The following is a 24,877-nucleotide window of genomic DNA, read 5'->3' as shown; positions in this document are numbered from 1 at the left end:
GTCTAACGTGCACCCGCGCCGGGTAAACCCTCAGCCGTAGAGGCTGACCGCGCGCTGCTCGAAGGCGCGCACGATCCGGTGCATCGCCTCGTTGAAGACCACGCCGATGATGCCCTGCAACACGGCGTTCTTGAACTCGAAATCCACGTGGAAGGATACGTTGCAGCCGCCCTCGGGGGCGTCTTCGAAATGCCAGTCGGATTTCATGTATTTGAATGGACCGTCCAGGTATTCGGTGTCGATCTTCTTCTGCTCGGGGTACAGCGTCACCCGGCTGCCGAACCGTTCGCGGAACACTTTGAACGAGATCACCAGATCGGCCTCCATCACCTGCGCCTCGCCCGCCGCATAGGTCCGCCGGATCCGCGCGGCCGCGCACCAGGGCAGAAACTCGGGGTATTTCGCCACTTCCGCAACCAGATCATACATCTGCTGCGCGCTGTATGGGAGGTGGCGGGTTTCCGAATGAGTGGGCATGGCAACCTGGGCATTTGAAACGTGACAATGGCGCGTCATGTCGTATGTTGCGCGCCAAAGATCAAGGGGGCAGCCATGAGCCAGCGCGCATATGTGATAGATGAGATGATCTCGGCCAAGGCCATCGCGGCGCGGATCGAGGAATTGTGCCGCGAAATCACCCGCGAATTCGGCGATACCGACAAGCTGGTGGTCGTAGGCCTGCTGCGCGGCAGCTTCGTCTTCATTGCCGATCTGGTGCGCGAACTGGACCTTCCGATCGAGGTCGATTTCCTCGAGGCGTCCTCGTATGGCGATTCAATGGAAAGCAGCCGGGAAGTTCGCATTCTCAAGGACTTGCGCGGCGCAATTGAAGGGCGCGACGTACTGGTGGTCGAAGATATCGTCGACACGGGGCACACGCTGAACCACGTCACCAACCTGCTGCGCAGCCGCCAGCCGAAACGGCTCAAGTCGATTGCCTTGCTGGACAAACCCAGCCGCCGCGAGGTTGATTTCCGCGCCGATTGGATCGGCTTTGAAATCCCGGACGAATTCGTCGTGGGCTATGGCATCGACTATGCCCAACGCAACCGCAACCTGCCCTTCATCGGCAAGGTCCGCTTTACCGAAGACTGATCCCGCCGCGGATTCGAGGCCCCATGATCCTGCGCCACCTTCTGCGAATGTCCCGATGGGCGCGCAATCCGCCCTCGGACCAGCGGGTCAAGCTGGTGCTGGGCCTGATCCTGCTGTGTCTGGTGATTGCCGGCGTTGAATACATGGGCTGGTGGCCCGATTGGGCAACCAGCCAGCCGCGCAAGCTCAGGCCGTGACCGGCGCGTCCAACACCTGACGGATTGCCGCCAGAAAGATACCCGCGCCGACAGGGATCAGCGCATCGGGGAAATCATAGTCGGGGTTGTGCAGTTGCGGATGGTCTACCCCGGCCCCCAGCCAGAACATGGCCGTTTTCGACCCTTTGGCGAACTGCCCGAAATCCTCCGAGAACCGTTGCGGCACGGTGGTCAGGCGCGGTTGCACCCCGGCCTGGGCGCAGGCATGAGCCAGGATCTGTACGGCCTCGGGGTGGTTGACACAAGCGTCGAACACGTCGTCATAGGTGATCTCGACACCCAGTCCCTCGTCGGCGGCGGCCTTGCGGACCAGCGCCTGGGCCTGATCGACCAGTTGTCCCATACGTGCGTCCGAGACGGTGCGCAGCGTGACCCATATCTCGGCCTCGCCGGGCGCCACCCCGAATGTCGGGGCCCCCAGTTGGGCGTGGGTGACGGTGGTCAGTGCGTAATCCTCGGTCAGCTCTCCGCCCGGCCCCAAGGCGGTCAGGGCCGGCATCAACTGCGCCATGGCCGAGGCCGGCGACAGGCCGTCCTGCGGAGCCGCCGCGTGCGAGGTCTTGCCCGTCAGCCGCACCCGCATCCCGCGCGAGGCGCAATTGGCCGGGCCAGAGCACAGCTCGACCGCTCCCAGGTCTAGCCCCGGCAGGTTATGCAGGGAGAACAGGAAATCCGGCTGCATTTCAGCGTATTGCGGGTCGTTCCGAAAGTCGCGCGCGCCCTGTCCGGTCTCTTCGGCGGGTTGGAAGATCAGCACGACCCGACCGCGTGTCACGGGCGTTTGCGCCAGGTCCTGCGCGACGCCCAGAACCATGGCCATATGGCCGTCATGCCCGCACAGATGACCCTTGCCCGGAACCTGCGAGTACCAGGGTTTGCCCGGCATCTCCAAAATCGGCAGCGCGTCCAGTTCGCAGCGAATGCCCACGGTGGGCCCCGGCTGGCCCGAGTCGAACACGGCCGCGACCCCGTACCCACCGATCCCGGTCAGAACCCGGCCGGTCACACCGCGCAATTGCTCGGCTATGAATGCCGCTGTTTCAGCCTCTTCACCCGAAACCTCGGGGCGTTGGTGCAAAGCGTGGCGCAGCGCAGTCAGTTGCGCGAGCCGTTCGGGCGTCACGCCTGCCCCAGCTTTTTCTGCCGCGCCGCCCGCAGGCGCGCGAAATCATCGCCCGCATGGTAAGACGACCGGGTCAAGGGCGTGGCCGAAACCATCAGGAACCCTTTGCCGTAGGCGGCTTTTTCATAGGCCGCAAACTCTTCGGGCGTGACAAAGCGGTCCACGCGATGGTGTTTCGGCGTGGGCTGCAGATACTGGCCGATGGTCAGGAAATCGATATCGGCGGCGCGCATGTCGTCCATGACCTGGCGCACCTGCTGTTCGTTCTCGCCCAGTCCGACCATGATACCCGACTTGGTGAAGATCGACGGGTCCAGTTCCTTGACCCTCTGCAGCAGACGCAGCGAGTGGAAATAGCGCGCGCCCGGGCGCACCTCGGGGTACAGGCCCGGCACGGTTTCAAGGTTGTGGTTGAACACGTCCGGCTTGGCCGCGACCACGGTTTCCAGAACCGACGGATCGCATTTCAGGAAATCCGGGGTCAGAATCTCGATCGTGGTCTTGGGCGAGCGGTGACGCACCGCGCGGATGGTCTGCGCGAAATGCTCGGCCCCGCCATCGGCCAGGTCGTCACGGTCGACCGAGGTGATGACGACATGGTTCAGGCCCAGCTTTTCCACCGCATGGGCCACCCGGCCCGGTTCGAACGCATCCAACGCATCGGGGCGACCGGTGGCGATGTTGCAGAAGGTGCAGCCGCGGGTGCAGATCTCGCCCATGATCATCATGGTCGCGTGGCCCTGGCTCCAGCATTCGCCCACATTCGGGCAGCCGGCCTCTTCGCAGACGGTGACCAGGTTGTTGTCGCGCATGATCCGGCGCGTGTCGGCATAGCCCTTACCGCCGGGCGCCTTCACCCGGATCCAGTTGGGCTTTTTCGGCTGCGCATTGTCGGGCTTATGCGCCTTTTCCGGGTGACGTTGTTCAGGGATTTTCAGATCGCGCACGGGGCCGGTTTCCTGACTTTGGGTCAATTTGGTTGGTGCATAACATAAACCGGTCGGATGTATTACGCCAGCCGTGCATAGCAGCCATGCGTCAGCGTTTCGCAGATGCAAAATAGGAGCGCGATTTTCTAGGAGATCAACGCAAATTTCGACATGATTTCCGCAGACAAGAGGATATTCGCAAACGCAGCACATCCCGTGTTGAAGCCGGTTTGGAATCGTTTTAACCCACGGGCCGAACAAATGTGAATCACAGGAGATGCCCCATGAAAACCGGAGCCGAGCTGCCCGACGTGACATTCCACACCCGCGTGCGCGACGACTCGATCGAAGGGCCCAACCCGTTCCGCTGGGAAGACAAGACCAAGGCCGACTACTTCGCAGGCAAGCGGGTCATCTTGTTCTCGCTGCCTGGTGCGTTCACGCCCACCTGCTCGACCTACCAACTGCCGGGGTTCGAGAACAACTACGAGGCGTTCAAGGCCAAGGGCATCGACGAGATCTACTGCATGTCGGTCAATGACAGCTTTGTCATGAACAAATGGGCGCAGGATCAGGGGCTGAAGAACGTCAAGGTCATCCCCGATGGCTCGGGCGAGTTCACCCGCAAGATGGGCATGCTGGTCGACAAGGCCAATCTGGGTTTTGGTATGCGCTCGTGGCGCTATGCCGCCATCATCAACAACGGTGTGGTCGAGGCCTGGTTCGAAGAGCCCGGCCTGATGGACAACTGCCCCGAGGACCCCTATGGCGTTTCGTCGCCCGAAAACCTGATGAAGCACCTGGAAGAAGCGCAGCAGCCCGAAATGGCCTGAGCCTTCAACCAGCCTCCATTCGAAGGGCTCGCCGCGCGCGGGCCCTTTTCAGTTCCGGGTTTCTGAAACGATGTTTTCGCCGACCTGCCGGATCACCTGGGCCAGTTGATCGAACCACTCCGCCCCATCCGACGAATCGCGCCGCACGAGGCCGATCTGCCGCGCGGGCTCCGGGGCGCCGAACCGCAGCAGTTTCAGCCCCGGCACGGCATCGGCCTCGGAACGCGCCGCCAACTCGGGAATCAAGGTCAGGCCGAACCCTTCGGCCACCAACCGCGACAACGTGGCCAAAGACGATGCGCCCATGTTGATATGGGCGCTGGTCCGGTCCTGCCCGCACACCTCAAGCGCCTGATCCGTCAGGCAGTGCCCGTCTTCCAGCAGCATCAGTTGGGCCGCGTTCAGGTCGATCGGGCGCAGAGCGTCGGGGCTGACGGTCAGGCTGTTCAGGCGAGTCTCGCTGCCAGCCAGCAGAAAGCGATCCTCGAACAACGGCACCTCGTCCAGGCCGCGCGCGCCCACCGGCAGGGCCAGTACGGCGGCGTCGATCTCGCCCGCTTTCAGCATCGACAGCAACCGTTCGGTGCGCGCTTCGCGTACCTGAACGCGCAGGGACACATCCGCCGACCGCAGACCTGCCAAGACACCCGGCAGCAGATACGGTGCGACCGTCGGGATCAAGCCGACCGACAGACTGCGATGCCCGGTGGAGTTGTCACGCGCGAACCGATCCAACCGCTCGGCCGCGCCCAAAATGCGCCGTGCCTGCTCAAGTGCATCGCGTCCCAACGGTGTCAGCAGAACATCACGGGCGCGCCTTTCAAACAGTGGCCCACCCATGATGTCTTCCAACGCCCGGATCTGCACCGATAGTGCTGGTTGAGACACATGACACACCTGAGCGGCCCGGCCAAAGTTGCGCTGCTCGGCCACGGCGCGGAAGTATTGCAGCTGTCTGAGGGTAAAATTCATAACCCCTGATTATCACCTGCTGCGTTTTCCGCAACTCCGGCCAATCGAAACAAAGGTGTATCAGCCGATCAATCTGTCACACTCTGCTTGCTTCTCGTAATGGCGCTTGAGCCGCTGCAACGCAATGCGTAGCACGATCTTCCCAGAACGTGCTGACCAGCCCATCCGTTTCTCGGCCAGTTCCAGGCCTTCCAGATAGCAACAACACCGCAGCGCAACGTCGCTCAGACCCGGACCCAGATCCGACAAAGCCCGAGCCACGCGATCACGCGCCTCGGACGACCCGCGCCCAACCAGTGCATCGCCTTCGAAACCCGCACGACCGCCAGCGGTAAGGAACCGGTCCCAGTTCTGCGTGACCCGCGGTCCGATCTGGGCCAGCTCGAAATCCTCGCGCAATCGCTCTCCGGCGCGCACGAGGCTTTCGTCCAGAAACGGCTTTCCATCCCGGTCGCGTCGGCGCGACAATGCAATCAGGGGGCTCTCCGCTGCGCAATAGCGGATGCGCCGTGGGCGCTTCTTGTCGGCTTGACTGCGCGTTTTGAACTTCGCCGGTGCCTCGGCCATGCCATATTCTGTCTGTGTCCGCGCGCGGTTTTCGGCATCGGCAATCAACTGGCTTAATGCGGTTCGGCCCATTTGCGTGATCCGGTAACGCGACACGCGCCCCGGATTGTCACAAACGATCCAGTCCTTCAGAGCCAGGGCCTGAGCGGTCTTGCAATCAACAACGGCGGTCCGAGCTGTACCGCCCTCGCCGCTGTCGCGGACCACGACCGCCTTTTCCATGTCCTCGGCCACGGCCAGAACCGCACCCGTTTCGCAAAGGCGCCGCAGCACCCGCAAAGCCTCGCGCTCGAACGCCTCGTCTTCCGCATTGGGAATGCCATGAGGATCGTTTCCGACGCCGAACAAGGGACCAGAGGCCGCTTCATTCCCCGCCCCGGGAAAGTGTGTTTCGGCAAGCGACTGCAGTGCTTTATCCACCAAGGGATCGTCGCGGCGCATTTCGATCTTTCGGATCTGTCGCAGAATGGTTGACGCGTGACACCCTGCCGACCGCGCCAGATCCCGGATCGACCGTCCCGCCTCGGTATGGGCCAGGTATCGCTGTGCCCCTTCGGGAACCCAAGCTGGAACGGTGAATGCGGTGCTGTTTTCCATCGTTATTCGCCCTCGTCGACAACCAAACTGCCACTGTCCGCCGTCGGATAAAGTGTTAACCAAATCTACCTAGAGTTGCTTTCGTTACTCGTTCGTTAACCTCCAACGGCTCTGACCAGAATTGATTCAAAAAGATAAACAGTCGTGAAACCATCGTTCGGCGCGAACCCAGTCACGGCAACACCCGCTTGGGTTGTGCAAAATTGCTGCAGGCAAAATTGAACAGAGGAAAGCCGAAATGCAGGACGTGATGACTATGATCACCGCCCTCCGCCGCCCGCGGCTGCTGTCTCGGGCAGCCAAGGTCGGAGCACAGGAATACGACCGTGACCGCCACTTGCAGCGCCTGTTTGGCTATGGCGCGATACCGGGAACCGGAGTGGCCTTGATGCGACTGTTGGAGATGGAGCGGAGCGTCGACGACCAACGACGCTCGGGCGACGCCGCGTATTCGCTGGTGCGCCACCTTGATCTACTGATCGCACTGATTGGTGAGGCGCGACTGCATCAAGCCAGCCGCGCCCCGGAACTTCATGTCGTCAAGTGAAGGCGTCGGGCATGGACGCTTTCTTTTCCTCGACATAGGCGGTTAGCGCCGCCAGTTTTTCCGGGTCGAGTTGCGGTTGCTGGTAGTTGGCCAGCAGATGCTCGACCCGGGCCGAGGCCAGCATGCGCGTGTCCCGCGCACCCTCTTCTTCCCATGTTTCAAAGGGTTTGTAGTCCAGCAGGTCGGTCTTCCAGAAGGCGCTTTGGAAATTGGCCTGGGTGTGCGCACAACCAAGATAGTGACCACCGGGCCCCACCTCACGAATCGCGTCCATGGCCTGCGCGTTTTCATCATAGGCCACCCCTTTGGCCAACGCATGAAGCGCTCCCAACTGATCGGCATCCATGACGAATTTTTCGAAGTCCGCAACCAGACCGCCTTCGAGCCAGCCACATGCATGCAACATGAAGTTGACGCCTGACAGCAGACCCATGTTCAGCGAATTCGCAGTCTCGTAAGCCGCCTGCGCGTCCGGAAGCTTGGACCCGCAGAACGACCCGGCCGAGCGGTATGGAACACCCAAACGGCGCGCCAACTGACCGGCGCCATAGGTGATGTGCGCGGCTTCGGGCGTGCCGAAAGTCGGTGCACCAGAGTTCATGTCGATCGACGACACGAATGCGCCAAAAATGGCCGGTGCACCCGGGCGGATGATCTGGCTGTAGGCGATGCCGGCCAGCACCTCGGCCAGCACCTGCGTCAGAGTACCAGCAACCGAAACCGGGGCCATCGCGCCGCCCACGATGAAGGGCGAGATGATGCAGGCCTGATTGTTGCGCGCATAGACTTCCAGCGACCCCATCATCACGTCGTCGAACGTCATCGGCGAGTTGATGTTGGTGAGCGAGGTCATCACGGTGTTTTCCTGCACGAACTCCTTGCCGAACAGGATTTCGCACATCTCGACCGAATCCTGCGCCCGGCTGGGATCGGTTACCGACCCCATGAAGGGTTTGTCAGACAGCGTCATATGCGCCATCAGCATGTCCAGATGACGTTTGTTAACCGGAACGTCCGTCGGTTCGCAGACCGTGCCGCCCGAGTGGTGCAGCCACTTGGACATGTAGGCCAGTTTCACGAACTTGTTGAAATCGTCCATCGTGGCATAGCGGCGGCCACCCTGTGCGTCCCGCACGAAAGGCGGTCCGTAGACCGGCGCCAGCACAAGGTTGCGCCCGCCGATTACCACCGATTTTTCGGGGTTGCGCGCGTGCTGCGTGAATTCCTTGGGCGCGGTCTTGATCAGTTCGCGGGCCAGACCTCGCGGAATGCGAACGCGCTCACCATCGATCTCGGCCCCGGCATCGCGCCAGCGTTCCAGCGCCGCGGGGTTGTCGACGAAATTGACGCCGACCTCCTCCAGCACGGTTTCCGCATTGGCCTCGATGATCTCCAACGCTTCGTCATTGAGGATCTCGAAGTTCGGAATGTTGCGTTCGATATACTTCGCCGTTTCGATCCGAACCGCGGTACGCTCGGCCCGGCGGGCGGCGCCTCCGCCACCACGCGCTCTGCGTCGGGTGCTTGCCTCTGTCATGAGATGATCCCGTGTGAAAGTTTAGATTGGATTGCTTGTTACAAGATGCCGCGACTTCATCAGATGTGGATTCCGGCGCAATAGGGGGAAAAGCGACATATTCCGCGCTATCCAGCACCAGCAACAGGCCTTGCGGGGCGTCAGGTTGGTTTGCTGAAATAGACCTTGTTCCCCTCGTGCCCGGTCTCCTGCCACCCAAGATGACGGTACATCGCGCGGGTGTCCGCCATCAGGCGGTGGGTTGTCAGGCGCATGTTCCGAACCCCGTTTTCGCGAGCCTCTGTCGCGACGAAATTGAGCAGCCGACGAGCAATGCCCCGCCCTTGCGCATCCGGTGAAACGGCCAGATTAAAGATCATCGCGGTTTCTTTTTCGAAACCAAAAAACACGACACCCTGCAGGGATGTTTCATCCACAGCCACAACGACGTTCCGGTCGCGAATGTCCTCCTCGACCCCCTCGGTCACATCCGGCAGGTCGGAAATGGACTGGCGCGCTGCGGCATAGGCCGCTTCGATACATCGGCGGATGGGCTCCGCATCGGTTGCCACAGCCCTTCTGAGCGAAATTCCGGTCATTCAATGCGCTCCGCGTCACTCTTTCCCGCCAAATGACGTCAAGGCGCTTGCACATGCAAGGCTTCCGACCTAAAGGCCGGGTATGACCGAGACATCCCATGACCGCCTTCTGATCATCGACTTCGGCAGCCAGGTAACGCAGCTGATCGCCCGCCGCCTGCGCGAGTTGAACGTCTATTGCGAAATCCACCCCTACCAGAACGTCACGACGGATTTCGTGCGTGACATGGCCCCGCGCGCCATCATCTTTTCGGGCGGGCCGGACAGCGTGACCCGCGAGGGATCACCGCGCGTCCCGCAAGAGATATTCGAGTATGGCGTTCCGATCCTGGGCATCTGCTATGGCCAGCAGGTCATGATGCACCAGCTGGGCGGCAAGGTCGAAAGCGGCCACGGCACCGCCGAGTTCGGACGGGCATTCGTGACGCCGCGCGGCAAGCTCGACCTGCTCGAGGGCTGGTTCACCGATGGCAACGAACAGGTCTGGATGAGCCACGGCGACCATGTCAGCCAAATCGCACCAGGGTTCGAGGTGTTCGGCACCTCGCCCAACGCGCCCTTCGCGATCACCGCCGATACCGACCGCCATTTCTATGCCGTTCAGTTCCACCCCGAGGTGCACCACACCCCCAAGGGCGCAAAACTGTACGAGAATTTCGTGAAGCTGGCCGGGTTCAAGGGCGACTGGACCATGGGCGCCTATCGCGACGAGATGATCCGCAAGATCCGCGAACAGGTCGGCGACAAGAAGGTGATCTGCGGTCTGTCGGGCGGTGTCGACAGCTCGGTCGCCGCTATCCTGATCCACGAGGCGATCGGCGACCAGCTGACCTGCGTTTTCGTCGATCACGGCCTGCTGCGCAAGAACGAGGCGCAGGAAGTCGTCTCGATGTTCCGCGACAACTACAACATCCAACTGATCCACGCGGATGAAAGCGAGCTGTTTCTGGGCGAGCTCGAAGGCGTTTCGGACCCCGAGACCAAGCGCAAGATCATCGGCAAGCTGTTCATCGACGTATTCCAGAAACACGCCGACACGATCGAGGGCGCCGAGTTCCTGGCCCAGGGCACGCTGTACCCCGATGTCATTGAATCGGTGTCGTTTTCCGGCGGCCCGTCAGTCACGATCAAATCGCATCACAACGTCGGCGGCCTGCCCGAAAAGATGGGCCTGAAACTGGTCGAGCCGCTGCGTGAACTGTTCAAGGACGAAGTGCGCGCGCTGGGCCGTGAACTGGGCCTGCCGCCCAGCTTTATCGGCCGCCACCCCTTCCCCGGACCGGGTCTGGCCATCCGCTGCCCGGGCGAGATCACCCGCGAAAAGCTGGAAATCCTGCGCGAGGCCGACGCGATCTATATCGACCAGATCCGCAAGCACGGCCTGTATGACGAGATCTGGCAGGCCTTCGTCGCGATCCTTCCGGTGCGCACAGTCGGCGTGATGGGCGACGGGCGCACCTATGACTATGCCTGCGCCTTGCGGGCGGTGACCTCGGTTGATGGAATGACGGCCGATTACTACCCGTTCACCCACGAATTCCTGGGCGAAACCGCCACCCGGATCATCAACGAGGTCAAGGGCATCAACCGTTGCACCTATGACATCACCTCCAAGCCTCCGGGCACGATCGAGTGGGAATAAGTGAGAGCAACCGAAGCGTGACCTGCTCGAATTCCATGTTTCCAACTCATTGCGGAACCTTAACGGTTTGACCATGCCCCAAAACGGGATCACTTATATCGGCCGCAACGATGGTCTGGGTAACCGGCTGGAAGAAATTATTGTCCTTTGTGCCTATGCTAAGCGCACGGAAACCACAATCAGGTATCTGTTCAACAATCTGAACGGTCGCGATGACCGGCGCTATCCTCTTCTGTTTTCCGTTGCCAGTCCGTTTTTGACTTTGCACACGGCGACCCGTTGCAATGTCTTCTTGGCAAGGGTGAAGGACAAAATCGGGTACCAGAAATGTTTCGGGATCAAAGAACTTCCCACATTTCGTCAGGAAACCGATTCTGATTCACTCCGCGAAAGCGCCCGGGGAATAGCGCCTCTGTTTGACCTGCCGGCAAAAACCAATGAAAGCTTATCGGCGATCCACATTCGGGGGACCGATCGGATCGATCCCAAAGGTGGGCCACATTTTCTGAAGTCCCGCGAACAGCTTGAGATAAATATTAAAAAAGCCGTCGCATACAGAAAGACAAAGAAAGGCGGAGAAACACGCGTTTTTTCGGAAGAACCCGCGCTAGCCGAACGCGTAGCTGAAAGCCTGTCGCAAGTAGCCACCGTTTCAAAACGCGACCGGAACTCCGTTGTTCCGACTGAGTATTTGGATCTGTTTTCTCTGGCACAGAGTGATGAAATCATCATGGCCGGAGCCCCGAGTTCCTTTTGCCTCGTCGCCGCGATGATCGGGAACGCGCCAGTCTCTTACGTTTACCTCCCCCCGGACCTCATGGATCGTTTTCCGACAACCTATTCTGCAATAGGCTCTATCCGCGTCACGGGTCAGCTGGAACACTGATAGCATAGCAGGTCCGCAAGAAAGAACCGTATAAGTTCATTCCGGAGTTCTCATCGGTTCGCAGATTAAATGAGATCGTTGGGATGACGGCCGATTACTATCTCTTCACCCACGAGTTCCTGGGCGAAACCGCCACCCGGATCATCAACGAGGTCAAAGGCATCAACCGCTGCACCTATGACATCACCTCCAAGCCTCCGGGCACGATCGAATGGGAATGACACCAAAAGCCGGGCACTGACCCGGCTTTTTTGTTGTTGTGAACCGGCGTCGGTTTTGGTTCGGTGGCCAAACGCACGCTCAGCCCAAGGATCGAAACATGCGCGATAGCAAATCGATGATTGCCAAAACCGCGCTGTGGATGACCGGGGCGATCGCTTCGTTCTCGTCAATGGCCGTTGCCGGGCGCGAGCTTAGCCTGACGCACGACACGTTTGAAATCATGATGTACCGCAGCATTGTCGGCGTCATCGTCGTTTCGGCCGTTTTGACGGCAACCGGCAAATGGCACCAGGTATCAACACAACGTCTGGGCCTGCATGCGGTTCGAAACTCGTTGCATTTTGCGGGCCAAAACCTGTGGTTCTACGCTGTCAGCGTCATCCCGCTGGCGCAGGTTTTTGCGTTGGAATTTACGCAACCGATATGGGTCGTACTCCTGTCTCCGCTTCTGCTGGGCGAACGCCTGACACCCACGCGGGTCATGTCGGCAATCATAGGTTTCGCAGGCATATTGATCGTCGCCCGACCCGGAGCCACACCGCTCACGCCCGGTGTTCTTGCAGCGGCCTCCTCGGCTGTTTTCTTTGCGCTTACAACGATTTCGACGAAGAAACTGACAGGGTTCGCCAGCATCGGATGCATCGTTTTCTGGCTGACTACGATGCAGGCCGCAATGGGTCTTGCTGTTGCTGGAGCGGACGGGCTGATCGTCCTGCCAACCGCTCAAAGCGCGCCCCTGTTGTTGCTGGTCGGGCTGGCCGGCCTGCTGGCCCATTTCTGCATTACAAACGCGCTTGCCATCGCTCCGGCCACGGTCGTTATTCCCTTTGATTTCGCGCGCCTGCCGACGATCGCCATTGTTGGGATGCTGCTGTATCACGAACCCTTAGATCAGTGGACCATGCTGGGCGCCGTCGTGATTTTCTCGGGCATATTCCTGAATGTCTGGTCCGAAGGCCGCGCGGGATCGGGCACTCTGGCAAAAACCACACACAAAAACTGACGTTCGGTCACTGGCAGAAACTAACGTATGGTCAGTGGTTGACGTTTTTTTAAACTCCCCGTGAATAATGGTCACAGAAATCACCGCCACTGACACTCACAAGACAATACTGTGGCGCCGGATAGTGAAAAGGGAGGAATACATGAAGAAAGCGCTGTTACAGGCGTGCGTGCTTTGTGCAGGGGCGACCGCCGCTCATGCCGGCGGTATCGACCGTAGTGGGCAAGGCATCAACATTATTTTTGAGGAAGGTTCCGTCGTACAGTTTCGCCTGGGCTACACCAACCCAAGCGTAAGCGGCACAATGCTGGGCGTGGACTCGGGCAACGTTGCAAACGACTTCTTCTCGCCTCATCTCGCGTACAAGCACGCCTTCACCGACCAGCTCGACTTTGCGCTGATCTATGACGAACCGTTCGGTGCCGATATCGCCTACGGTTCGAACTACCCGCTCTCGCAGAATCCGATCCCGGGCGGTCGCACTGACGTTCTGCGCGCGAAAGCCGACACAGAGGCAATTACTGCCTTGTTGCGCTACAAGTTCGACGGCGGCTTCAGCGCCATCGGTGGTCTGCGTATTCAGCGGCTCAGCGCTGACGTTGCCGTGCCGGCGGCGGCTGGTTACGAGGTGAATGCCGACAAGGATACCGCGCTGGGTTACGTCGTAGGTGTGGCTTGGGAAAAGCCCGAGATCGCAGCGCGCGTGGCGCTGACCTACAACTCGAAAATTTCCCATGACCTGTCGCAAACGGAGTCGGTGAACCCAATCCCGATCCCGCCGATCCCGCCTGGAACCGTGGCGACATTCGACACTTCCAGCGAGGTCGTTTCTCCGCAATCGGTGAACCTGGACTTCCAGACCGGCGTTGCCCCCAAGACACTGCTGTTCGGATCGATCCGCTGGGTCGATTGGCCGCAAACGGTTTACGATCCCCCGAACTATCCGCCGACCAGCGCGCTGGTGGACTATGACGATCCGACCTGGACCTATTCGCTGGGTCTTGGCTACCAGTTCTCCGAACAGTTCTCGGGCGCAGTGACCCTTGGCTATGAATCGGCAACCAATGAGCCCGTTTCCAACCTGGGTCCGACCGACGGGTTCTGGAGCATTGGCCTTGGCGGCACCTACTCGATGGAACGCGCCAAGATTTCGGGCGGCGTTCGCTATACCGATCTGGGCGACGCAACCGCTGACGGTGCTGGCCCCGCGGCGCGGGCGAACTTCTCTGGAAACAGCGCGTGGAGCGTTGGTATTCAGGTGACCTACGCCCTGAACTAAGGGATACGCTCATACAGAATTGGAAAACCCCGCCCTTGTGGCGGGGTTTTTCGCATGATCCGGGTCGCTTACCGAATTGCCGAATGCAAGTATTCCGCCTGAGGCAAACAGAAACATGCAAGAAATAGCCATGACGCAACAAAAATCCCTCTCCGCGCTTGCTTGGTTCGAGCTCATTCTTCTTGGACTGATCTGGGGCGCGTCCTTCCTGGCGATCCGCGTCGCACTGGACACGATACCTGTGATGACGGCCGTGTTTCATCGCGTTTTCTGGGCCGCGCTTGCACTTTGGGCCGTCGTTCTCCTCAGCCGAGAAACGATACCGAGGGACCCGCGTATTTGGGGTGCTTTTCTGGTCATGGGTCTGCTGAACAACGTATTGCCCTTCTCGCTGATGGCCTGGGGCCAATTGTATGTCGACACCGGTCTGACCTCGATCTTGAACGCTGCCACGGCAATCTTCGGTGTTCTGGTTGCTGCTGCGTTCTTTCCCGACGAGCGACTGACCAAACGTCGAGCCGTGGGCGTTGCACTTGGCTTTGGCGGAGTTTCCACCGCAATCGGATTGCACAATTTCCTTGGGTTCAGCCTGCAAAGCGCTGCTCAGTTGGCCATTCTGGCGGGGACCTTATCCTATGCGCTGGCGGCTGTCTGGGCCCGTTTGCGCTTGTCAGGCCTGGCGCCGCAGGTTGCGGCGGCGGGAATGCTGAGCGGGTCAACCATCGTCATGCTGCCGGTAATGCTGGTCGTCGACGGTGTGCCATCGTTCGACCTGCCTATGACAACTTGGCTCGCCGTAGCTTATTACGCACTCGTCGCTACGGCTGGGGCCTACCTGCTGTACTACAGGGTTCTGGCCGCTGCCGGCAGCGGCAACCTGCTGCTGGTCACCCTGATCATCCCTCCGGTCGCCATTCTGCTCGGCGCCTATGTCCGGCACGAAACCCTTGCCCCGAATGCCTTCATCGGCTTTGCAATCCTTGCATTGGGGTTATTGATCTTAAGCCGAGCCCGCGGCCGAGATTGACGCCATCGCCGGGCCGATTTAGCTAGGACAAAACAAGGGACGGTTGCACATGATCTACAGGTCGGCAAAGGACTGGCGCGAAGCGGCGCGCAAAAAGGTGCTGTTTTTCGGCATGTCCGGCTTAGGCAAGACTTATGTGTCGAACATCCTTCGCGACTCGGGCGACTGGTTCCACTACTCGATCGATTATCGAATTGGCACGCGTTACATGGGTGAATACATCACCGACAACGCCAAGGCTGAGGCCATGAAAGTTCCCTTTCTGCGGGATCTGCTGCTCTCTGACTCGATCTATATCGGTTCCAACATTTCGTTCGAAAACCTGACGCCGGTCGCCGCCTATCTGGGCAAGCCCGGAAATCCGGCCCTAGGTGGGCTGGCGATGCCGGAATATCGGCGTCGACAAGAGCAGTTCCGCCAGGCCGAAATCCACGCTCTGCTGGACACCGAATATTTCATTGACCGCGCTCAGCGTCTGTACGGGTACCCGCATTTTATCTGTGACACCGGCGGGTCAATCTGCGAATGGGTGGACCCTGACAACCCTTCCGACCACGTCCTGTCGGAACTGTCGCGCCAGACCTTGATGGTCTGGATCAAGGGTGACGACGATCACACCGCCGAACTGATCCGACGGTTCGACAAGGCTCCCAAACCGATGTCGTATCAGGCCGATTTCCTCACGCGCACCTGGCAGGAATACCTTGATCAGCACGGCTGCGCCGAGGCAGAGGTCAATCCCGACGACTTCATCCGCTGGACCTATGCCCGCGCCCTGGCCCACCGTCAGCCCAGATACCAATCCATGGCTGAGAATTGGGGGGTCACCGTTACCGCCGACGCAATCGGCAAAGTGCGGGATGCCCGTGATTTCGATGAGTTGATCGAGAGCACACTTGAGACCCGCGCCGCGGCGTCCTAACTAGAACGCTTCAGAAGAAACTGGAAAAGTCCGCCTCATGCCTATCAAGATTCCGTCCGACCTCCCGGCCTTTGACGTTCTGACGAAAGAGGGCGTCATGGTCATGGCCGAGGATCAGGCCGCACGGCAGGACATCCGGCCCCTGAAGATCGGGTTGCTGAACCTGATGCCGAAGAAAATCCAGACCGAAAACCAGTTTGCCCGATTGATCGGCGCGACGCCTCTGCAGATCGAGTTGTCCCTGATCCGCATGACAGAGCATCAGACCAAAAACACCGCGGCCGAACACATGGAAGAGTTCTACCGCCCCTTTCAGGACGTGAAGGACCAGAAATTTGACGGCCTGATCATCACCGGCGCCCCCATCGAGCATTTGGAGTTTCAGGACGTCACCTATTGGGACGAACTGACCGAGGTGTTTGAATGGACCCAAACCAATGTGCATTCGACCTTCGGCGTTTGCTGGGGTGGTATGGCGATGATCTATCACTTTCATGGGGTCAAAAAACATATGCTGGACGCCAAGGCGTTTGGGTGTTTCCGGCATCGGAACCTGTCACCGGCCTCGCCTTTCCTTCGAGGTTTCTCGGATGACTGCGTGATCCCGGTCAGTCGCTGGACCGAAGTCCGTCAGGATGAAATAGATGCTGCCGAAGGGCTTGTGACCCTTATGGGCAGCGACGAGGTCGGTCCGTGTCTGGTTGAAGATCGGCAGAACCGGGCGCTGTATATCTTCAATCACTTCGAATACGACAGTGACACCCTGAAACAGGAATACGACCGGGACGTGGCCAATGGCACTCCGATCAACGTGCCGATCAACTATTATCCCGACGATGACCCGTCCCGCACGCCTCAGAACCGGTGGCGCAGCCATGCGCATCTGTTGTATGGAAACTGGATCAACGAGATCTACCAGACCACTCCTTTCGACATGACGAAAATTGGTCATTAAGGCGTTGATATACCTGGGCCTGTTTGCGGCCCTTTTTGCGGCTTTGACGGCTTGGCTTGCCGCACGCCATGAGGCACGGGCCGAGGCCGCGTTTCCGCCAGAGGGTCAGGTATTGGATGTCGACGGCGTTACTGTACATGCCGTCGTGATGGGCGAAGGCCCAGATGTCGTCCTGATCCACGGGTCCAGCGGCAATACCCGGGACATGACGTTTGCTCTGGCGCCGTTGCTGGCAAAGTCCTTCCGGGTCATTGTATTCGACCGGCCGGGGCTGGGCTATTCTCAGAGCTTCTCGGCGGCTGGCGAAACCATCGTTGAGCAGGCAGAAATCCTGCAGAAAGCTGCCGCGATGCTGGGGGCCGACAAACCCATCGTCGCCGGTCAAAGCTATGGCGGTTCGGTATCACTGGCCTGGGCTGTGACGCGACCGGACAACATCTCGGCTCTGGTCCTGATCGCCCCGGCTGCGGTGCCATGGGAGACTCCGCTCGATTCCTTCAACCGCATTGCCTCGACCGCCTGGGGAAATGCTCTCGTCCTGCCGTTGATCACCGCCTACGTTCCGGACTGGTACGTCAACAAGGCCCTGGATACGGTCTTTGCCCCCCAGACGGCACCCGAAGGCTATGCCGAGCACTTTGGCCCGGCCCTGACGCTTCGCCGGTCGTCGATGCATGCCAACGCAAAACAACGGGCCAACCTCCTGGACGAAGTTGCCGAACTGCAACCGCGCTACCCTGAGATATCGGTGCCCACCGAAATCGTGCATGGTACGGCAGATACGACAGTTGGTCTGGACTGGCATTCCGAGCGGCTGATCGAACAAATCCCCGGCGCTGAGCTGATTGAACTTGAAGGCATGGGGCACATGCCGCAGGTGGTGGACGCTCCGGAAGTTGCTGCTGCGGTCGAACGTGCCGCGGAACGAGCGGGTTTGCGTTAACCCCGCCCGTAATCCATAGTAGAAACTGGATTTTATGGCGAGGCAACTCATGACCCGTGCAGCGGACCGAGCAATCAACAGCTACTTTCGGAACGACGCTCCCGAGAGCGTGCGAAAGGCCATCGAAGACGCTGAAAAAGGCGACATCCTCAACCCCAGCTACCCTTATCAGGAGAGGATGAAACGCAAGGACTATGACAATCAGATGGAGGCCCTGCAGATCGAACTGGTCAAGATGCAGGCATGGGTCAAGGAAACCGGACAACGCATCGCGATCGTGTTCGAGGGCCGGGATGCAGCAGGCAAAGGCGGTACGATCAAGCGATTCCGGGAAAACCTGAACCCGCGTGGCGCCCGCAATGTCGCCCTCAGCAAACCCTCCGACGCCGAGCGCAGCCAATGGTATTTCCAGCGGTACATCCAGCACCTGCCATCAGCCGGCGAGATCGTTTTCTTCGATCGCAGCTGGTACAACCGGGGGGTCGTCGAAAACGTCTTTGGATTCTGTACCGCAGACCAGCGGGAACGCTTCTTCAGGCAAGTCATGCCGCTGGAGATCGGGCTTGTGCATGACGGCATTCACCTTTTCAAGTTCTGGCTCAACGTCGGACGCGCAGAACAGCTCAATCGGTTTCTCGCGCGCGAGAATGACCCGCTGAAACAATGGAAACTGAGCCCTATCGACATCGCCGGTCTGGGCAAATGGGATGAATACACGCAGTCGATTTCCGAAACTCTGACACGCTCCCATTCCGATTTGTGCCCTTGGACGATCATCCGTTCGGACGACAAGAAGCGCGCCCGGCTTGCGGCAATCCGGGCGGTATTGTCGACCTTGGACTATGACGAAAAGGACGCCGAAGCCGTTGGAGAGCCCGACCCGATGATTTGTGGCGGACCGGAAATCTGGGATGCGTAGTCTAGGGCGCCTTTGGTCAAGCGGTGGCCCCTCCGATCATGCCCCGGGGATTGGACCTGCTGCGCCGCGTGCATTATGTCTGGTTGGTAAAAGAGCACGCAACCACAGGCAGGTGCCGTCGGAATGACCAAACGCGGCTATCACCATGGAAATCTGAAACAGGCGCTGATCGACGCCGCCCTCTCGCTGATCGAAGAAAAAGGTCCGACCGGCTTCACATTGTCTGAGGCCGCAAAACGGGCCGGCGTCACCCCAGCCGCGGTTTACCGACACTATCAGGGTCGCGAGGATCTGATCGCCGAGGCGGCCCGTCAGGGGTTCGAGATGTTCGCGGACCTCATGCAGTATGCCTATGACAAGGGGCAGCCCTCGGCGCTGGCCGCTTTCGAAGCGACCGGGCGCGCATATCTGGCGTTTGCGCGCAAGCATCCCGGCCATTACATCTCGATGTTCGAAAGCGGAATCTCGGTCAACCGGACGCCCGAGCTCGCGCTGGCCGCCAACCGTGCAAAGGAGGTTCTGGAAATGGCTGCGGCCGATCTTTCAGAACACATTCCGCCGGAAAAGCGCCCACCGGCGTCTATGTTCAGCGCGCATATCTGGGCGATGAGCCATGGTGTCGTCGAGCTTTATGCCCGCAATGCAGGGGCCAGCTCGCCTTTCCCGCCCGAAGACCTGCTGGAATCCGGGATCGGCATTTACCTCAGAGGGTTGGGGCTGGTTCCGCCCGACGAATGATCGTCAGAACATTCGGCTGGCATGCGGTGCGTTCAGCCGTGAGGTGACATTGATCAGATCCATCATGCCCATCCCCTTGATGTCGACCGGACCCAGATCCGAGACCTGAAATTCATCGATCAGTGCATATTTCATCTCTTCCGGGGCAACGATGTTCATGGGGTTCGCAAAGACCTGCAACCGCGATGCTATATTCACGGCCGGTCCGAAAACGTCATAGACGTATTTCTGAATCCCTACCACGGACCCAACGGCGGGCCCCATGCCAAGCCCGATCCGAGCCTGCCATTTGTGCGGATGACTTTCGTTGCGCCGTTCCAGATACCGCAGAAATCGGACCGCACAATGCGCAACCGCCGTGGCATGGTCAGGCGTGGCGTCGGGCATGCCTGAGACCGCAAGATAAGCGTCCCCGATCGTCTTGATCCGTTCACACCCGAACTGTTCGACGATCCGATCGAAGGCGGTGAAGATGTCATTCAACTCACTGAGGGTGACCGTAGGGTCTGTTTTTGCCGCAAAGTCCGTAAAGCCGACGAAATCCAGCATGACCACGGAAACCTGATCATACAGCTGAGGCGTCACCACGCCGAAGGTTTTGAACTCTTCATAAACCGCACGCGGCATCAGGTTCAGCAAAAGCCGTTCGACCCGCTCCTTTTCTCTTTCCAACTCGCGGGTGTTGCGCTCGACCATGGTCGAATAGCTGTCGATCATGCTTTCCAGCTCACGAATTTTCGTGATGTTCTGACATTCGACAACCAAAACCTGCTCATCCATCCCGTTGGCCAAGGAAATCGTCACCGCGAAGATCAGCGTGCGGCGCTTGGGCTTCATCTGCAGCTCGGCCGAGTATCGCAGGCCCGATTGCTTGACGTCATCCAGTTCGCGCTGGTCGAGATCCGGCAATATATCCAAAAGTGTCTGGCCGGGCTCGGGTTTGCCGAACCATTCGGCGAATGGACCATTGTGGAACACGAAGGTCAGGTCCGAGGCCCGCAATACCGCTACACCGACCCCGATGGCACGCAGCAGATGCTCGTTGATGGCCAGGATGCTCATGCCGCATCCCGGGCAACGATGATCGCCCTTTTGCCTTCGATCGCAGCCAGCGCGACCTGCACGTCATCTTCGGTCATTCCATGAATTGAAAGGGCTTCACCGAAAAGCGTAGCCATCTCGTCGAAATCATCGTGGCTGATGTTGAGGTGGCGATGCACGGCCTCGATCCGATCATCACTGAAAGACGCTGGACCACCCACCAAAGACGAAACGAACTTGGTTTGGTGATCGATCAACCGAGGCATGTCGATGTCTTCGAAGTAGCCACCGATCTCATCCGATTCCAATGCCATTTCGTAAAATGTCATCACGATCCGGCTGATGGTTTTGAACCCGCCGTATTTCTCGTAAATCGTTTGACCCACACCAAAACCCCAAAAAATCGCGCAATAACACTGTGAGGTTATATCAAATCGAGAGTTTTGTTAACGTTTATGCGCTTTGCGACCGGCGCGGATGGTTGGAACCGCTCGGTTTTTCAACATCGGCTCAAAGACTTCAGGACCAAGGGCGCACGATCAGATCGTCGGCACAGGGAATGAAGTCCACCAAGCCTCCGCGCTGGACAAGCCGCGCCTGACCGCCCAGCTTCCATTTCAGTTTGCGGCCGGCCGACTGAAGCTCGCGCCGCAGCCGAAACCACGTGGGGCCCTTGTCCAATCCGCTGTTTGTGGCTGCGCTTTGGGTTCGTTCGCTGCTTTTGACCGGTTCGTCGATCTGCTCCTGCCGTCCCGACCAGATCATCTGGACACCAACAGCCGGAAAGCACTGAAACATGTTCCAATCCCTGCGCGGCAAGGACAGAAAGTCATCGAGATGGTCAGAATATCTCTGCGACCATGCCAACAATTTGCGGCAGCCTACCTGTGACAGAACATAGGCCGCCGCACTTGGCGCCATTTCCAACATTGGGCGCACGCGGACATTTCCGATCCCGGTCTCCGGCCCAAAGCGCAGTGACCGGGGCGAGTAATCCAATTTGACGCAATCATAGGCTTCCGGGTGGTTCAGCACTTCGGTGATCACCCGCCCAGCGTCAGAGGACATTTCCACATCATCCTCAAAGACGACAGCGGCTGGAAGGTTCCGATTGGCGATCCGCTGCCAAACCGATCTATGGCTTTCGAAACAGGCGATTTCGCTGGTCGTCAGACCCCAGCGCGTTCCCGTTCCCGCGACATATCCGTTTTGCTCCAACGCGCCAGGCTGACTGGCATCCGTGGCGCTAATCCTATGTGCACCCACAAGGCCCGCCTTCAGAAACTGCGCTTCCATGAACGCTCGGCGCTCGGGCACACGGTCCAGATTGATGTAATAGACGCTGTCGCCTGCCATCTGCTGGGTTATCTGCACCGGAAGTCCTTTCGCATCGCGCGCCGCTTTATTGGCCATATCCCCAGTTGGGACCGGAAGTCCAGATTGCACCGCCGGCAGATCTACGGCCAGCGGGGTGAGCGAACTGACTGGCTAAAGCTTGTTCAGCCGATGCTTTTCCAAGATGTCGATGATGACGGATTTGGCATGCAGCCGGTGCTGGCGATGCCGGTCGCGCGCCACATCAGGTTTGCCGTCGCGGATTGCCGTATAGACCGCACGGTGATCCTCATTCGACTTGACCGGCAACGGGCGGATGAACAGGGTCGAGGCCCGCGCCCTGCGGACCTGGTCGCTCATCATGGACACGATGCTTTCCACCCGCCGGTTGCCACCCAATCGGACAAGCTCGCGGTGGAACAGGTCGTCGGCCTTGGCCCATGCCTCCAGGTCTTCGTCACCGATGGCGCGATCCATTTGGGCGATCGAGTCCGCCAACGGCTGAAGGTCTTGCTCGGAAAATCCGGCCTGGGCCGCGCGTTCGGCTGCAAGGCTCTCCAACTCGGTCAGAATGTCATAGATCTCGCGCATGTCATCCGGAGATACCGGCAGGATCCGCACCCCTTTGCGCGGCCGCATTTCCAGCAGGCCCTTGCTTTCCAACATAAGCGCTGCTTCGCGAACCGGCGTGCGCGACATCCCCAACTGCTCGGCCAGTTCGGTTTCCAGATGGTCGGTGCCGGCAGCCAACTCTCCGGTCAGGATCATCCGCCGCAAGTCCCGCACCGCGCGTTGAGTATTCGAGAGAGCCTTGCCGGTCTCGTTTTTCATTCGGCCTCCAAAACGATTTTCCTGCCCTCCGCATCAGATCTGTAGATCGCCTGTTCAATGCGGATAACGTCCAGATAGTCCGGGCCAGTATTTTCCAAATGCGTTCCATTTAGAAGACCGGATATGACATGCTGCTGCAATGCGTGCACGCAATCGCCACCAAAGCCCTCCCATTTATCGGGTGCAAGCAACTGCTCTCTGCTCTGGCTGCCGAATTCCCGCAGCCCAACGGCGCCAAAACCATCCATCGTCAGCGTTCCGCCGGTGCCTTCGATCAGGGCCTCCCCCATGGTGCGGCGCAGATTGTCCGAGGTATGATCCAGGTTCCGGTTGCCATCGAATACGGCCCTCAAGCCGTTTTCGAACTCAAAGATGACATAGCCTGCGTCCTCTCCGGCAATGACCGGGTTTATCCGCCGCAGATCGGCATAAACCGAGATCGGATTGCCGAACAAGAACCGGAACGTATCGACCCAATGCACCGCCGTTTCGTGGATCAGAAAACGCGGCATTTTCTGAAAATAGGGTTGCCGATCAAGATAGGCGCGCGGCCCCTGCCCGTCGCCCGGGCGCAGCCGGAACGTGGCCTGCAACGGCGTCCCGATATCCCCGCGTGTCAGGGCGTCCTTCATCACCCGATACCACGGCTGAAAGCGAAAATTCTCGTGGACAACGACGGTGGCTCCGGCATCCCGAGCATCCTGCAGAACAGCCTCTGCTTCTGCCAGAGATAGACAAAACGGTTTTTGGCACAGGATCCAACTCACACCTGCGTCCAGCGCGGCACGAATTGCGTCGGCATGACCCTCAGGCGGCAGGATTATGTCCAACAGCTGGGGAGATTCCCGGGCCAGCATCGACGGCAGATCATCATAGGCAGGCAACCCAGTGGCGGCCGCCTTCTCGAGATCGCGATCACATGCGGCGACCAGTTGAACCTGCGGTATGCGGCGCCAGCTGCCATAGTGGAACTGGCTGAAATACCCGGCGCCGACACAGGCGACACGAATGAACTGCTGGCTGCTCACGCCAAAAACACCCTGTCCGCCACCGCCCGCGCTGCGGCCAGCGTGTCGGCTTCTCCGCCAAGATCACGGGTCAGAATTCGGCCCTCGGATACGACGCTGTCGACTGCCGCGTGCAGCCGTTGCCCATCGCGCGACAACGCGGGGTTTTGATGCCGCAACCCAAGCCATTCCAGCATCATCGCCGCCGACTGGAACATGGCAAACGGATTGGCGATGCCTTCCCCGGCAATGTCAGGGGCGGATCCGTGACAGGGCTGGAACACCGCATGATCCAGACCAATGTCAGCCGAGGGCGCCAGCCCCAGCCCTCCCATCAGACCGGCCCCAAGGTCAGACAGGATGTCTCCGAACATGTTTTCCGTGACAACAACATCAAATTCCCAAGGCTTCTGAACCATCCACAAGGCCGTTGCATCCACATAGGCATGATCCGCAACCAAATCCGGGTGACGCTCAGCCTCGGCATCGAACAGATCCCGGAAGAATGCAAAGGCACGGAAGACGTTGGCCTTGTCCACACAGGTGACACGACCCCGACCCTGCCCGGATGCCTTTCGGTCATGCGCCAACTGGAAGGTGAACCGAAACAGCTTTTCGCAGACCTCTCGGGTGATCAGCAGCGTCTCGCGCGCCTCATCCTCGGTCACTACTCCGCACCCCTGGGTGTGAAACAACCCCTCAGTGCTTTCGCGGATCAGAACAAAGTCAATTTCCTTACCCGGCGGCAGGACCAACGGTGTTGCTTGCCCAGCTCTCACCCGCACAGGGCGCACACCGGCAAACAGCCCCAACGCCTTACGGAGGTCGATCTGAGGTGAAATCTCGGTCCCATCCGGGTACCGAACGTCCGGCAAACCCATTGCGGACAGTAGAATGGCATCCGCCTGCCGCGCCGCATCCATTGACGTTTTCGGAAATGATTCTCCGGTTTGCGCATAGTGGGCTGCCCCGGCCGGAACCTCCCGAAACTCAAGTCTATAGTCCTCGGTCTGCTCAGACAGCTGCGCAAGGATGCTTAGCGTCGGAGCCATGATTTCCGGGCCGATCCCGTCCCCGTGGAACACTGCAATCTCTAGTTTCTCGGCCATCTGCGCCCTGCGTCCTTTTCCT

28 protein-coding genes are annotated in these 24,877 nt (G+C 59.5%); 15 read left to right on the top strand and 13 right to left on the bottom strand.

All coding sequences use genetic code 11. The annotated features are described in order from the left end of the window. Positions 1-30: 30 nt before the first annotated feature. Complete coding sequence (locus tag ACR0CU_RS04625) at positions 31-477, bottom strand: type II toxin-antitoxin system RatA family toxin (RefSeq protein WP_170445678.1); 447 nt, start codon at positions 475-477, stop codon at positions 31-33. A 75-nt stretch (positions 478-552) separates the two neighbouring features. Between ACR0CU_RS04625 and hpt the strand changes: the two genes are divergently transcribed. Next, positions 553-1,095, top strand: coding sequence for a hypoxanthine phosphoribosyltransferase (gene hpt / locus ACR0CU_RS04620; RefSeq protein WP_005983543.1), 543 nt, complete (start codon positions 553-555; stop codon positions 1,093-1,095). Between the two features lie 47 nt (positions 1,096-1,142). After that, entirely contained in the window at positions 1,143-1,292 is a 150-nt protein-coding gene (locus tag ACR0CU_RS04615) for a hypothetical protein (RefSeq protein ID WP_170371009.1), read from the top strand. Here the strand turns inward: ACR0CU_RS04615 and ACR0CU_RS04610 are convergent. Further along, positions 1,282-2,436: an amidohydrolase gene (locus tag ACR0CU_RS04610; protein ID WP_170445674.1), complete on the bottom strand. Its 1,155-nt coding sequence runs from the start codon at positions 2,434-2,436 to the stop codon at positions 1,282-1,284. The two genes, ACR0CU_RS04615 and ACR0CU_RS04610, sit on opposite strands and share 11 nt — an antisense overlap. After that, the gene (gene lipA, locus ACR0CU_RS04605; protein WP_005983549.1) at positions 2,433-3,383 is read right to left on the bottom strand and encodes a lipoyl synthase; all 951 of its coding nucleotides are present in this window, start codon (positions 3,381-3,383) and stop codon (positions 2,433-2,435) included. The genes ACR0CU_RS04610 and lipA overlap by 4 nt, the downstream gene beginning before the upstream one ends. Before the next feature lie 266 nt (positions 3,384-3,649). Here lipA and ACR0CU_RS04600 point away from each other — a divergent pair, with 266 nt between their 5' ends. Then, complete coding sequence (locus ACR0CU_RS04600; RefSeq protein ID WP_170445671.1) at positions 3,650-4,198, top strand: peroxiredoxin; 549 nt, start codon at positions 3,650-3,652, stop codon at positions 4,196-4,198. A gap of 48 nt (positions 4,199-4,246) precedes the next feature. Here the strand turns inward: ACR0CU_RS04600 and ACR0CU_RS04595 are convergent, their stop codons facing one another. Next, entirely contained in the window at positions 4,247-5,170 is a 924-nt protein-coding gene (locus ACR0CU_RS04595; protein ID WP_170445668.1) for a LysR substrate-binding domain-containing protein, read from the bottom strand. A gap of 60 nt (positions 5,171-5,230) precedes the next feature. Then, complete coding sequence (locus ACR0CU_RS04590) at positions 5,231-6,334, bottom strand: DUF6456 domain-containing protein (protein WP_170445665.1); 1,104 nt, start codon at positions 6,332-6,334, stop codon at positions 5,231-5,233. Positions 6,335-6,584: 250 nt separating this feature from the next. Between ACR0CU_RS04590 and ACR0CU_RS04585 the strand changes: the two genes are divergently transcribed. Next, on the top strand, positions 6,585-6,881 hold the full coding sequence (locus tag ACR0CU_RS04585; RefSeq protein WP_480642544.1) for a DUF6477 family protein: 297 nt from the start codon (positions 6,585-6,587) through the stop codon (positions 6,879-6,881). On the opposite strand, the gene ACR0CU_RS04580 is transcribed toward ACR0CU_RS04585, so the two are convergent. Further along, positions 6,874-8,418, bottom strand: a complete 1,545-nt coding sequence (locus ACR0CU_RS04580; RefSeq protein ID WP_170445660.1) for a trimethylamine methyltransferase family protein — start codon at positions 8,416-8,418, stop codon at positions 6,874-6,876. The genes ACR0CU_RS04585 and ACR0CU_RS04580 overlap by 8 nt on opposite strands. Positions 8,419-8,558: 140 nt before the next feature. Then, the gene (locus tag ACR0CU_RS04575) at positions 8,559-8,996 is read right to left on the bottom strand and encodes a GNAT family N-acetyltransferase (RefSeq protein ID WP_170445657.1); all 438 of its coding nucleotides are present in this window, start codon (positions 8,994-8,996) and stop codon (positions 8,559-8,561) included. Between the two features lie 82 nt (positions 8,997-9,078). On the opposite strand from ACR0CU_RS04575, the gene guaA reads away from it, so the two are divergent. From guaA to ACR0CU_RS04520, 11 genes are all read left to right on the top strand, one after another. Further along, on the top strand, positions 9,079-10,638 hold the full coding sequence (guaA, locus tag ACR0CU_RS04570; protein WP_170437349.1) for a glutamine-hydrolyzing GMP synthase: 1,560 nt from the start codon (positions 9,079-9,081) through the stop codon (positions 10,636-10,638). A gap of 73 nt (positions 10,639-10,711) precedes the next feature. Beyond that, positions 10,712-11,524: a hypothetical protein gene (locus ACR0CU_RS04565; protein ID WP_170445654.1), complete on the top strand. Its 813-nt coding sequence runs from the start codon at positions 10,712-10,714 to the stop codon at positions 11,522-11,524. 38 nt (positions 11,525-11,562) lie between these two features. Further along, positions 11,563-11,745, top strand: coding sequence for a GMP synthase (glutamine-hydrolyzing) (locus ACR0CU_RS04560; RefSeq protein ID WP_437436485.1), 183 nt, complete (start codon positions 11,563-11,565; stop codon positions 11,743-11,745). Between the two features lie 98 nt (positions 11,746-11,843). After that, positions 11,844-12,749, top strand: coding sequence for a DMT family transporter (locus ACR0CU_RS04555; RefSeq protein WP_480642541.1), 906 nt, complete (start codon positions 11,844-11,846; stop codon positions 12,747-12,749). A 142-nt stretch (positions 12,750-12,891) separates the two neighbouring features. Further along, the gene (locus ACR0CU_RS04550; protein WP_170389895.1) at positions 12,892-14,028 is read left to right on the top strand and encodes an OmpP1/FadL family transporter; all 1,137 of its coding nucleotides are present in this window, start codon (positions 12,892-12,894) and stop codon (positions 14,026-14,028) included. A 130-nt stretch (positions 14,029-14,158) separates the two neighbouring features. Beyond that, the gene (locus ACR0CU_RS04545) at positions 14,159-15,055 is read left to right on the top strand and encodes a DMT family transporter (RefSeq protein WP_170445650.1); all 897 of its coding nucleotides are present in this window, start codon (positions 14,159-14,161) and stop codon (positions 15,053-15,055) included. A gap of 49 nt (positions 15,056-15,104) precedes the next feature. Then, positions 15,105-15,977, top strand: coding sequence for an ATPase (locus tag ACR0CU_RS04540; RefSeq protein WP_170403483.1), 873 nt, complete (start codon positions 15,105-15,107; stop codon positions 15,975-15,977). A 37-nt stretch (positions 15,978-16,014) separates the two neighbouring features. Then, positions 16,015-16,932, top strand: coding sequence for a homoserine O-acetyltransferase MetA (gene metA / locus ACR0CU_RS04535; protein WP_170445646.1), 918 nt, complete (start codon positions 16,015-16,017; stop codon positions 16,930-16,932). Positions 16,933-16,975: 43 nt separating this feature from the next. Beyond that, positions 16,976-17,875: an alpha/beta fold hydrolase gene (locus tag ACR0CU_RS04530; RefSeq protein ID WP_254437529.1), complete on the top strand. Its 900-nt coding sequence runs from the start codon at positions 16,976-16,978 to the stop codon at positions 17,873-17,875. Between the two features lie 49 nt (positions 17,876-17,924). Beyond that, on the top strand, positions 17,925-18,794 hold the full coding sequence (gene ppk2, locus ACR0CU_RS04525) for a polyphosphate kinase 2 (protein WP_170357627.1): 870 nt from the start codon (positions 17,925-17,927) through the stop codon (positions 18,792-18,794). Between the two features lie 123 nt (positions 18,795-18,917). Next, complete coding sequence (locus tag ACR0CU_RS04520; protein ID WP_093961897.1) at positions 18,918-19,532, top strand: TetR/AcrR family transcriptional regulator; 615 nt, start codon at positions 18,918-18,920, stop codon at positions 19,530-19,532. 3 nt (positions 19,533-19,535) lie between these two features. On the opposite strand, the gene ACR0CU_RS04515 is transcribed toward ACR0CU_RS04520, so the two are convergent. From ACR0CU_RS04515 to ACR0CU_RS04490, 6 genes are all read right to left on the bottom strand, one after another. Then, the gene (locus tag ACR0CU_RS04515; RefSeq protein ID WP_093961896.1) at positions 19,536-20,594 is read right to left on the bottom strand and encodes an adenylate/guanylate cyclase domain-containing protein; all 1,059 of its coding nucleotides are present in this window, start codon (positions 20,592-20,594) and stop codon (positions 19,536-19,538) included. Then, the gene (locus ACR0CU_RS04510; RefSeq protein WP_170338900.1) at positions 20,591-20,959 is read right to left on the bottom strand and encodes a group I truncated hemoglobin; all 369 of its coding nucleotides are present in this window, start codon (positions 20,957-20,959) and stop codon (positions 20,591-20,593) included. The genes ACR0CU_RS04515 and ACR0CU_RS04510 overlap by 4 nt, the downstream gene beginning before the upstream one ends. A 133-nt stretch (positions 20,960-21,092) precedes the next feature. Next, on the bottom strand, positions 21,093-21,929 hold the full coding sequence (locus ACR0CU_RS04505) for a glycosyltransferase family 25 protein (RefSeq protein ID WP_170445640.1): 837 nt from the start codon (positions 21,927-21,929) through the stop codon (positions 21,093-21,095). A gap of 132 nt (positions 21,930-22,061) precedes the next feature. Further along, a complete protein-coding gene (locus ACR0CU_RS04500; protein WP_170357624.1) occupies positions 22,062-22,739 on the bottom strand; it encodes a GntR family transcriptional regulator in 678 nt (225 codons plus the stop codon). Beyond that, on the bottom strand, positions 22,736-23,767 hold the full coding sequence (locus ACR0CU_RS04495) for a Gfo/Idh/MocA family protein (RefSeq protein WP_170445637.1): 1,032 nt from the start codon (positions 23,765-23,767) through the stop codon (positions 22,736-22,738). Before ACR0CU_RS04495 ends, ACR0CU_RS04500 begins: the two co-directional genes overlap by 4 nt. Next, a complete protein-coding gene (locus ACR0CU_RS04490) occupies positions 23,764-24,855 on the bottom strand; it encodes an isocitrate/isopropylmalate dehydrogenase family protein (protein WP_170445634.1) in 1,092 nt (363 codons plus the stop codon). The genes ACR0CU_RS04495 and ACR0CU_RS04490 overlap by 4 nt, the downstream gene beginning before the upstream one ends. Between the last annotated feature and the right edge of the window lie 22 nt (positions 24,856-24,877).

This window comes from Ruegeria sp. BC2 (assembly GCF_056539245.1).
This window is presented reverse-complemented; position numbering and strand designations above follow the sequence as displayed.

Excerpts from the sequence above, each read along its gene's own strand:
- metA (WP_170445646.1), top strand. The coding sequence starts at position 16,015 with ATGCCTATCAAGATTCCGTCCGACCTCCCGGCCTTTGACGTTCTGACG.
- ACR0CU_RS04615 (WP_170371009.1), top strand. The coding sequence starts at position 1,143 with ATGTCCCGATGGGCGCGCAATCCGCCCTCGGACCAGCGGGTCAAGCTG.
- ACR0CU_RS04490 (WP_170445634.1), bottom strand. The coding sequence starts at position 24,855 with ATGGCCGAGAAACTAGAGATTGCAGTGTTCCACGGGGACGGGATCGGC.
- ACR0CU_RS04545 (WP_170445650.1), top strand. The coding sequence starts at position 14,159 with ATGACGCAACAAAAATCCCTCTCCGCGCTTGCTTGGTTCGAGCTCATT.
- ACR0CU_RS04575 (WP_170445657.1), bottom strand. The coding sequence starts at position 8,996 with ATGACCGGAATTTCGCTCAGAAGGGCTGTGGCAACCGATGCGGAGCCC.
- ACR0CU_RS04540 (WP_170403483.1), top strand. The coding sequence starts at position 15,105 with ATGATCTACAGGTCGGCAAAGGACTGGCGCGAAGCGGCGCGCAAAAAG.
- ACR0CU_RS04585 (WP_480642544.1), top strand. The coding sequence starts at position 6,585 with ATGACTATGATCACCGCCCTCCGCCGCCCGCGGCTGCTGTCTCGGGCA.
- ACR0CU_RS04555 (WP_480642541.1), top strand. The coding sequence starts at position 11,844 with ATGCGCGATAGCAAATCGATGATTGCCAAAACCGCGCTGTGGATGACC.
- hpt (WP_005983543.1), top strand. The coding sequence starts at position 553 with ATGAGCCAGCGCGCATATGTGATAGATGAGATGATCTCGGCCAAGGCC.
- ACR0CU_RS04600 (WP_170445671.1), top strand. The coding sequence starts at position 3,650 with ATGAAAACCGGAGCCGAGCTGCCCGACGTGACATTCCACACCCGCGTG.
- ACR0CU_RS04625 (WP_170445678.1), bottom strand. The coding sequence starts at position 477 with ATGCCCACTCATTCGGAAACCCGCCACCTCCCATACAGCGCGCAGCAG.
- ACR0CU_RS04520 (WP_093961897.1), top strand. The coding sequence starts at position 18,918 with ATGACCAAACGCGGCTATCACCATGGAAATCTGAAACAGGCGCTGATC.
- ACR0CU_RS04550 (WP_170389895.1), top strand. The coding sequence starts at position 12,892 with ATGAAGAAAGCGCTGTTACAGGCGTGCGTGCTTTGTGCAGGGGCGACC.
- ACR0CU_RS04515 (WP_093961896.1), bottom strand. The coding sequence starts at position 20,594 with ATGAGCATCCTGGCCATCAACGAGCATCTGCTGCGTGCCATCGGGGTC.
- ACR0CU_RS04565 (WP_170445654.1), top strand. The coding sequence starts at position 10,712 with ATGCCCCAAAACGGGATCACTTATATCGGCCGCAACGATGGTCTGGGT.
- ACR0CU_RS04580 (WP_170445660.1), bottom strand. The coding sequence starts at position 8,418 with ATGACAGAGGCAAGCACCCGACGCAGAGCGCGTGGTGGCGGAGGCGCC.
- guaA (WP_170437349.1), top strand. The coding sequence starts at position 9,079 with ATGACCGAGACATCCCATGACCGCCTTCTGATCATCGACTTCGGCAGC.
- ppk2 (WP_170357627.1), top strand. The coding sequence starts at position 17,925 with ATGACCCGTGCAGCGGACCGAGCAATCAACAGCTACTTTCGGAACGAC.
- ACR0CU_RS04590 (WP_170445665.1), bottom strand. The coding sequence starts at position 6,334 with ATGGAAAACAGCACCGCATTCACCGTTCCAGCTTGGGTTCCCGAAGGG.
- ACR0CU_RS04505 (WP_170445640.1), bottom strand. The coding sequence starts at position 21,929 with ATGGCAGGCGACAGCGTCTATTACATCAATCTGGACCGTGTGCCCGAG.
- ACR0CU_RS04500 (WP_170357624.1), bottom strand. The coding sequence starts at position 22,739 with ATGAAAAACGAGACCGGCAAGGCTCTCTCGAATACTCAACGCGCGGTG.
- ACR0CU_RS04595 (WP_170445668.1), bottom strand. The coding sequence starts at position 5,170 with ATGAATTTTACCCTCAGACAGCTGCAATACTTCCGCGCCGTGGCCGAG.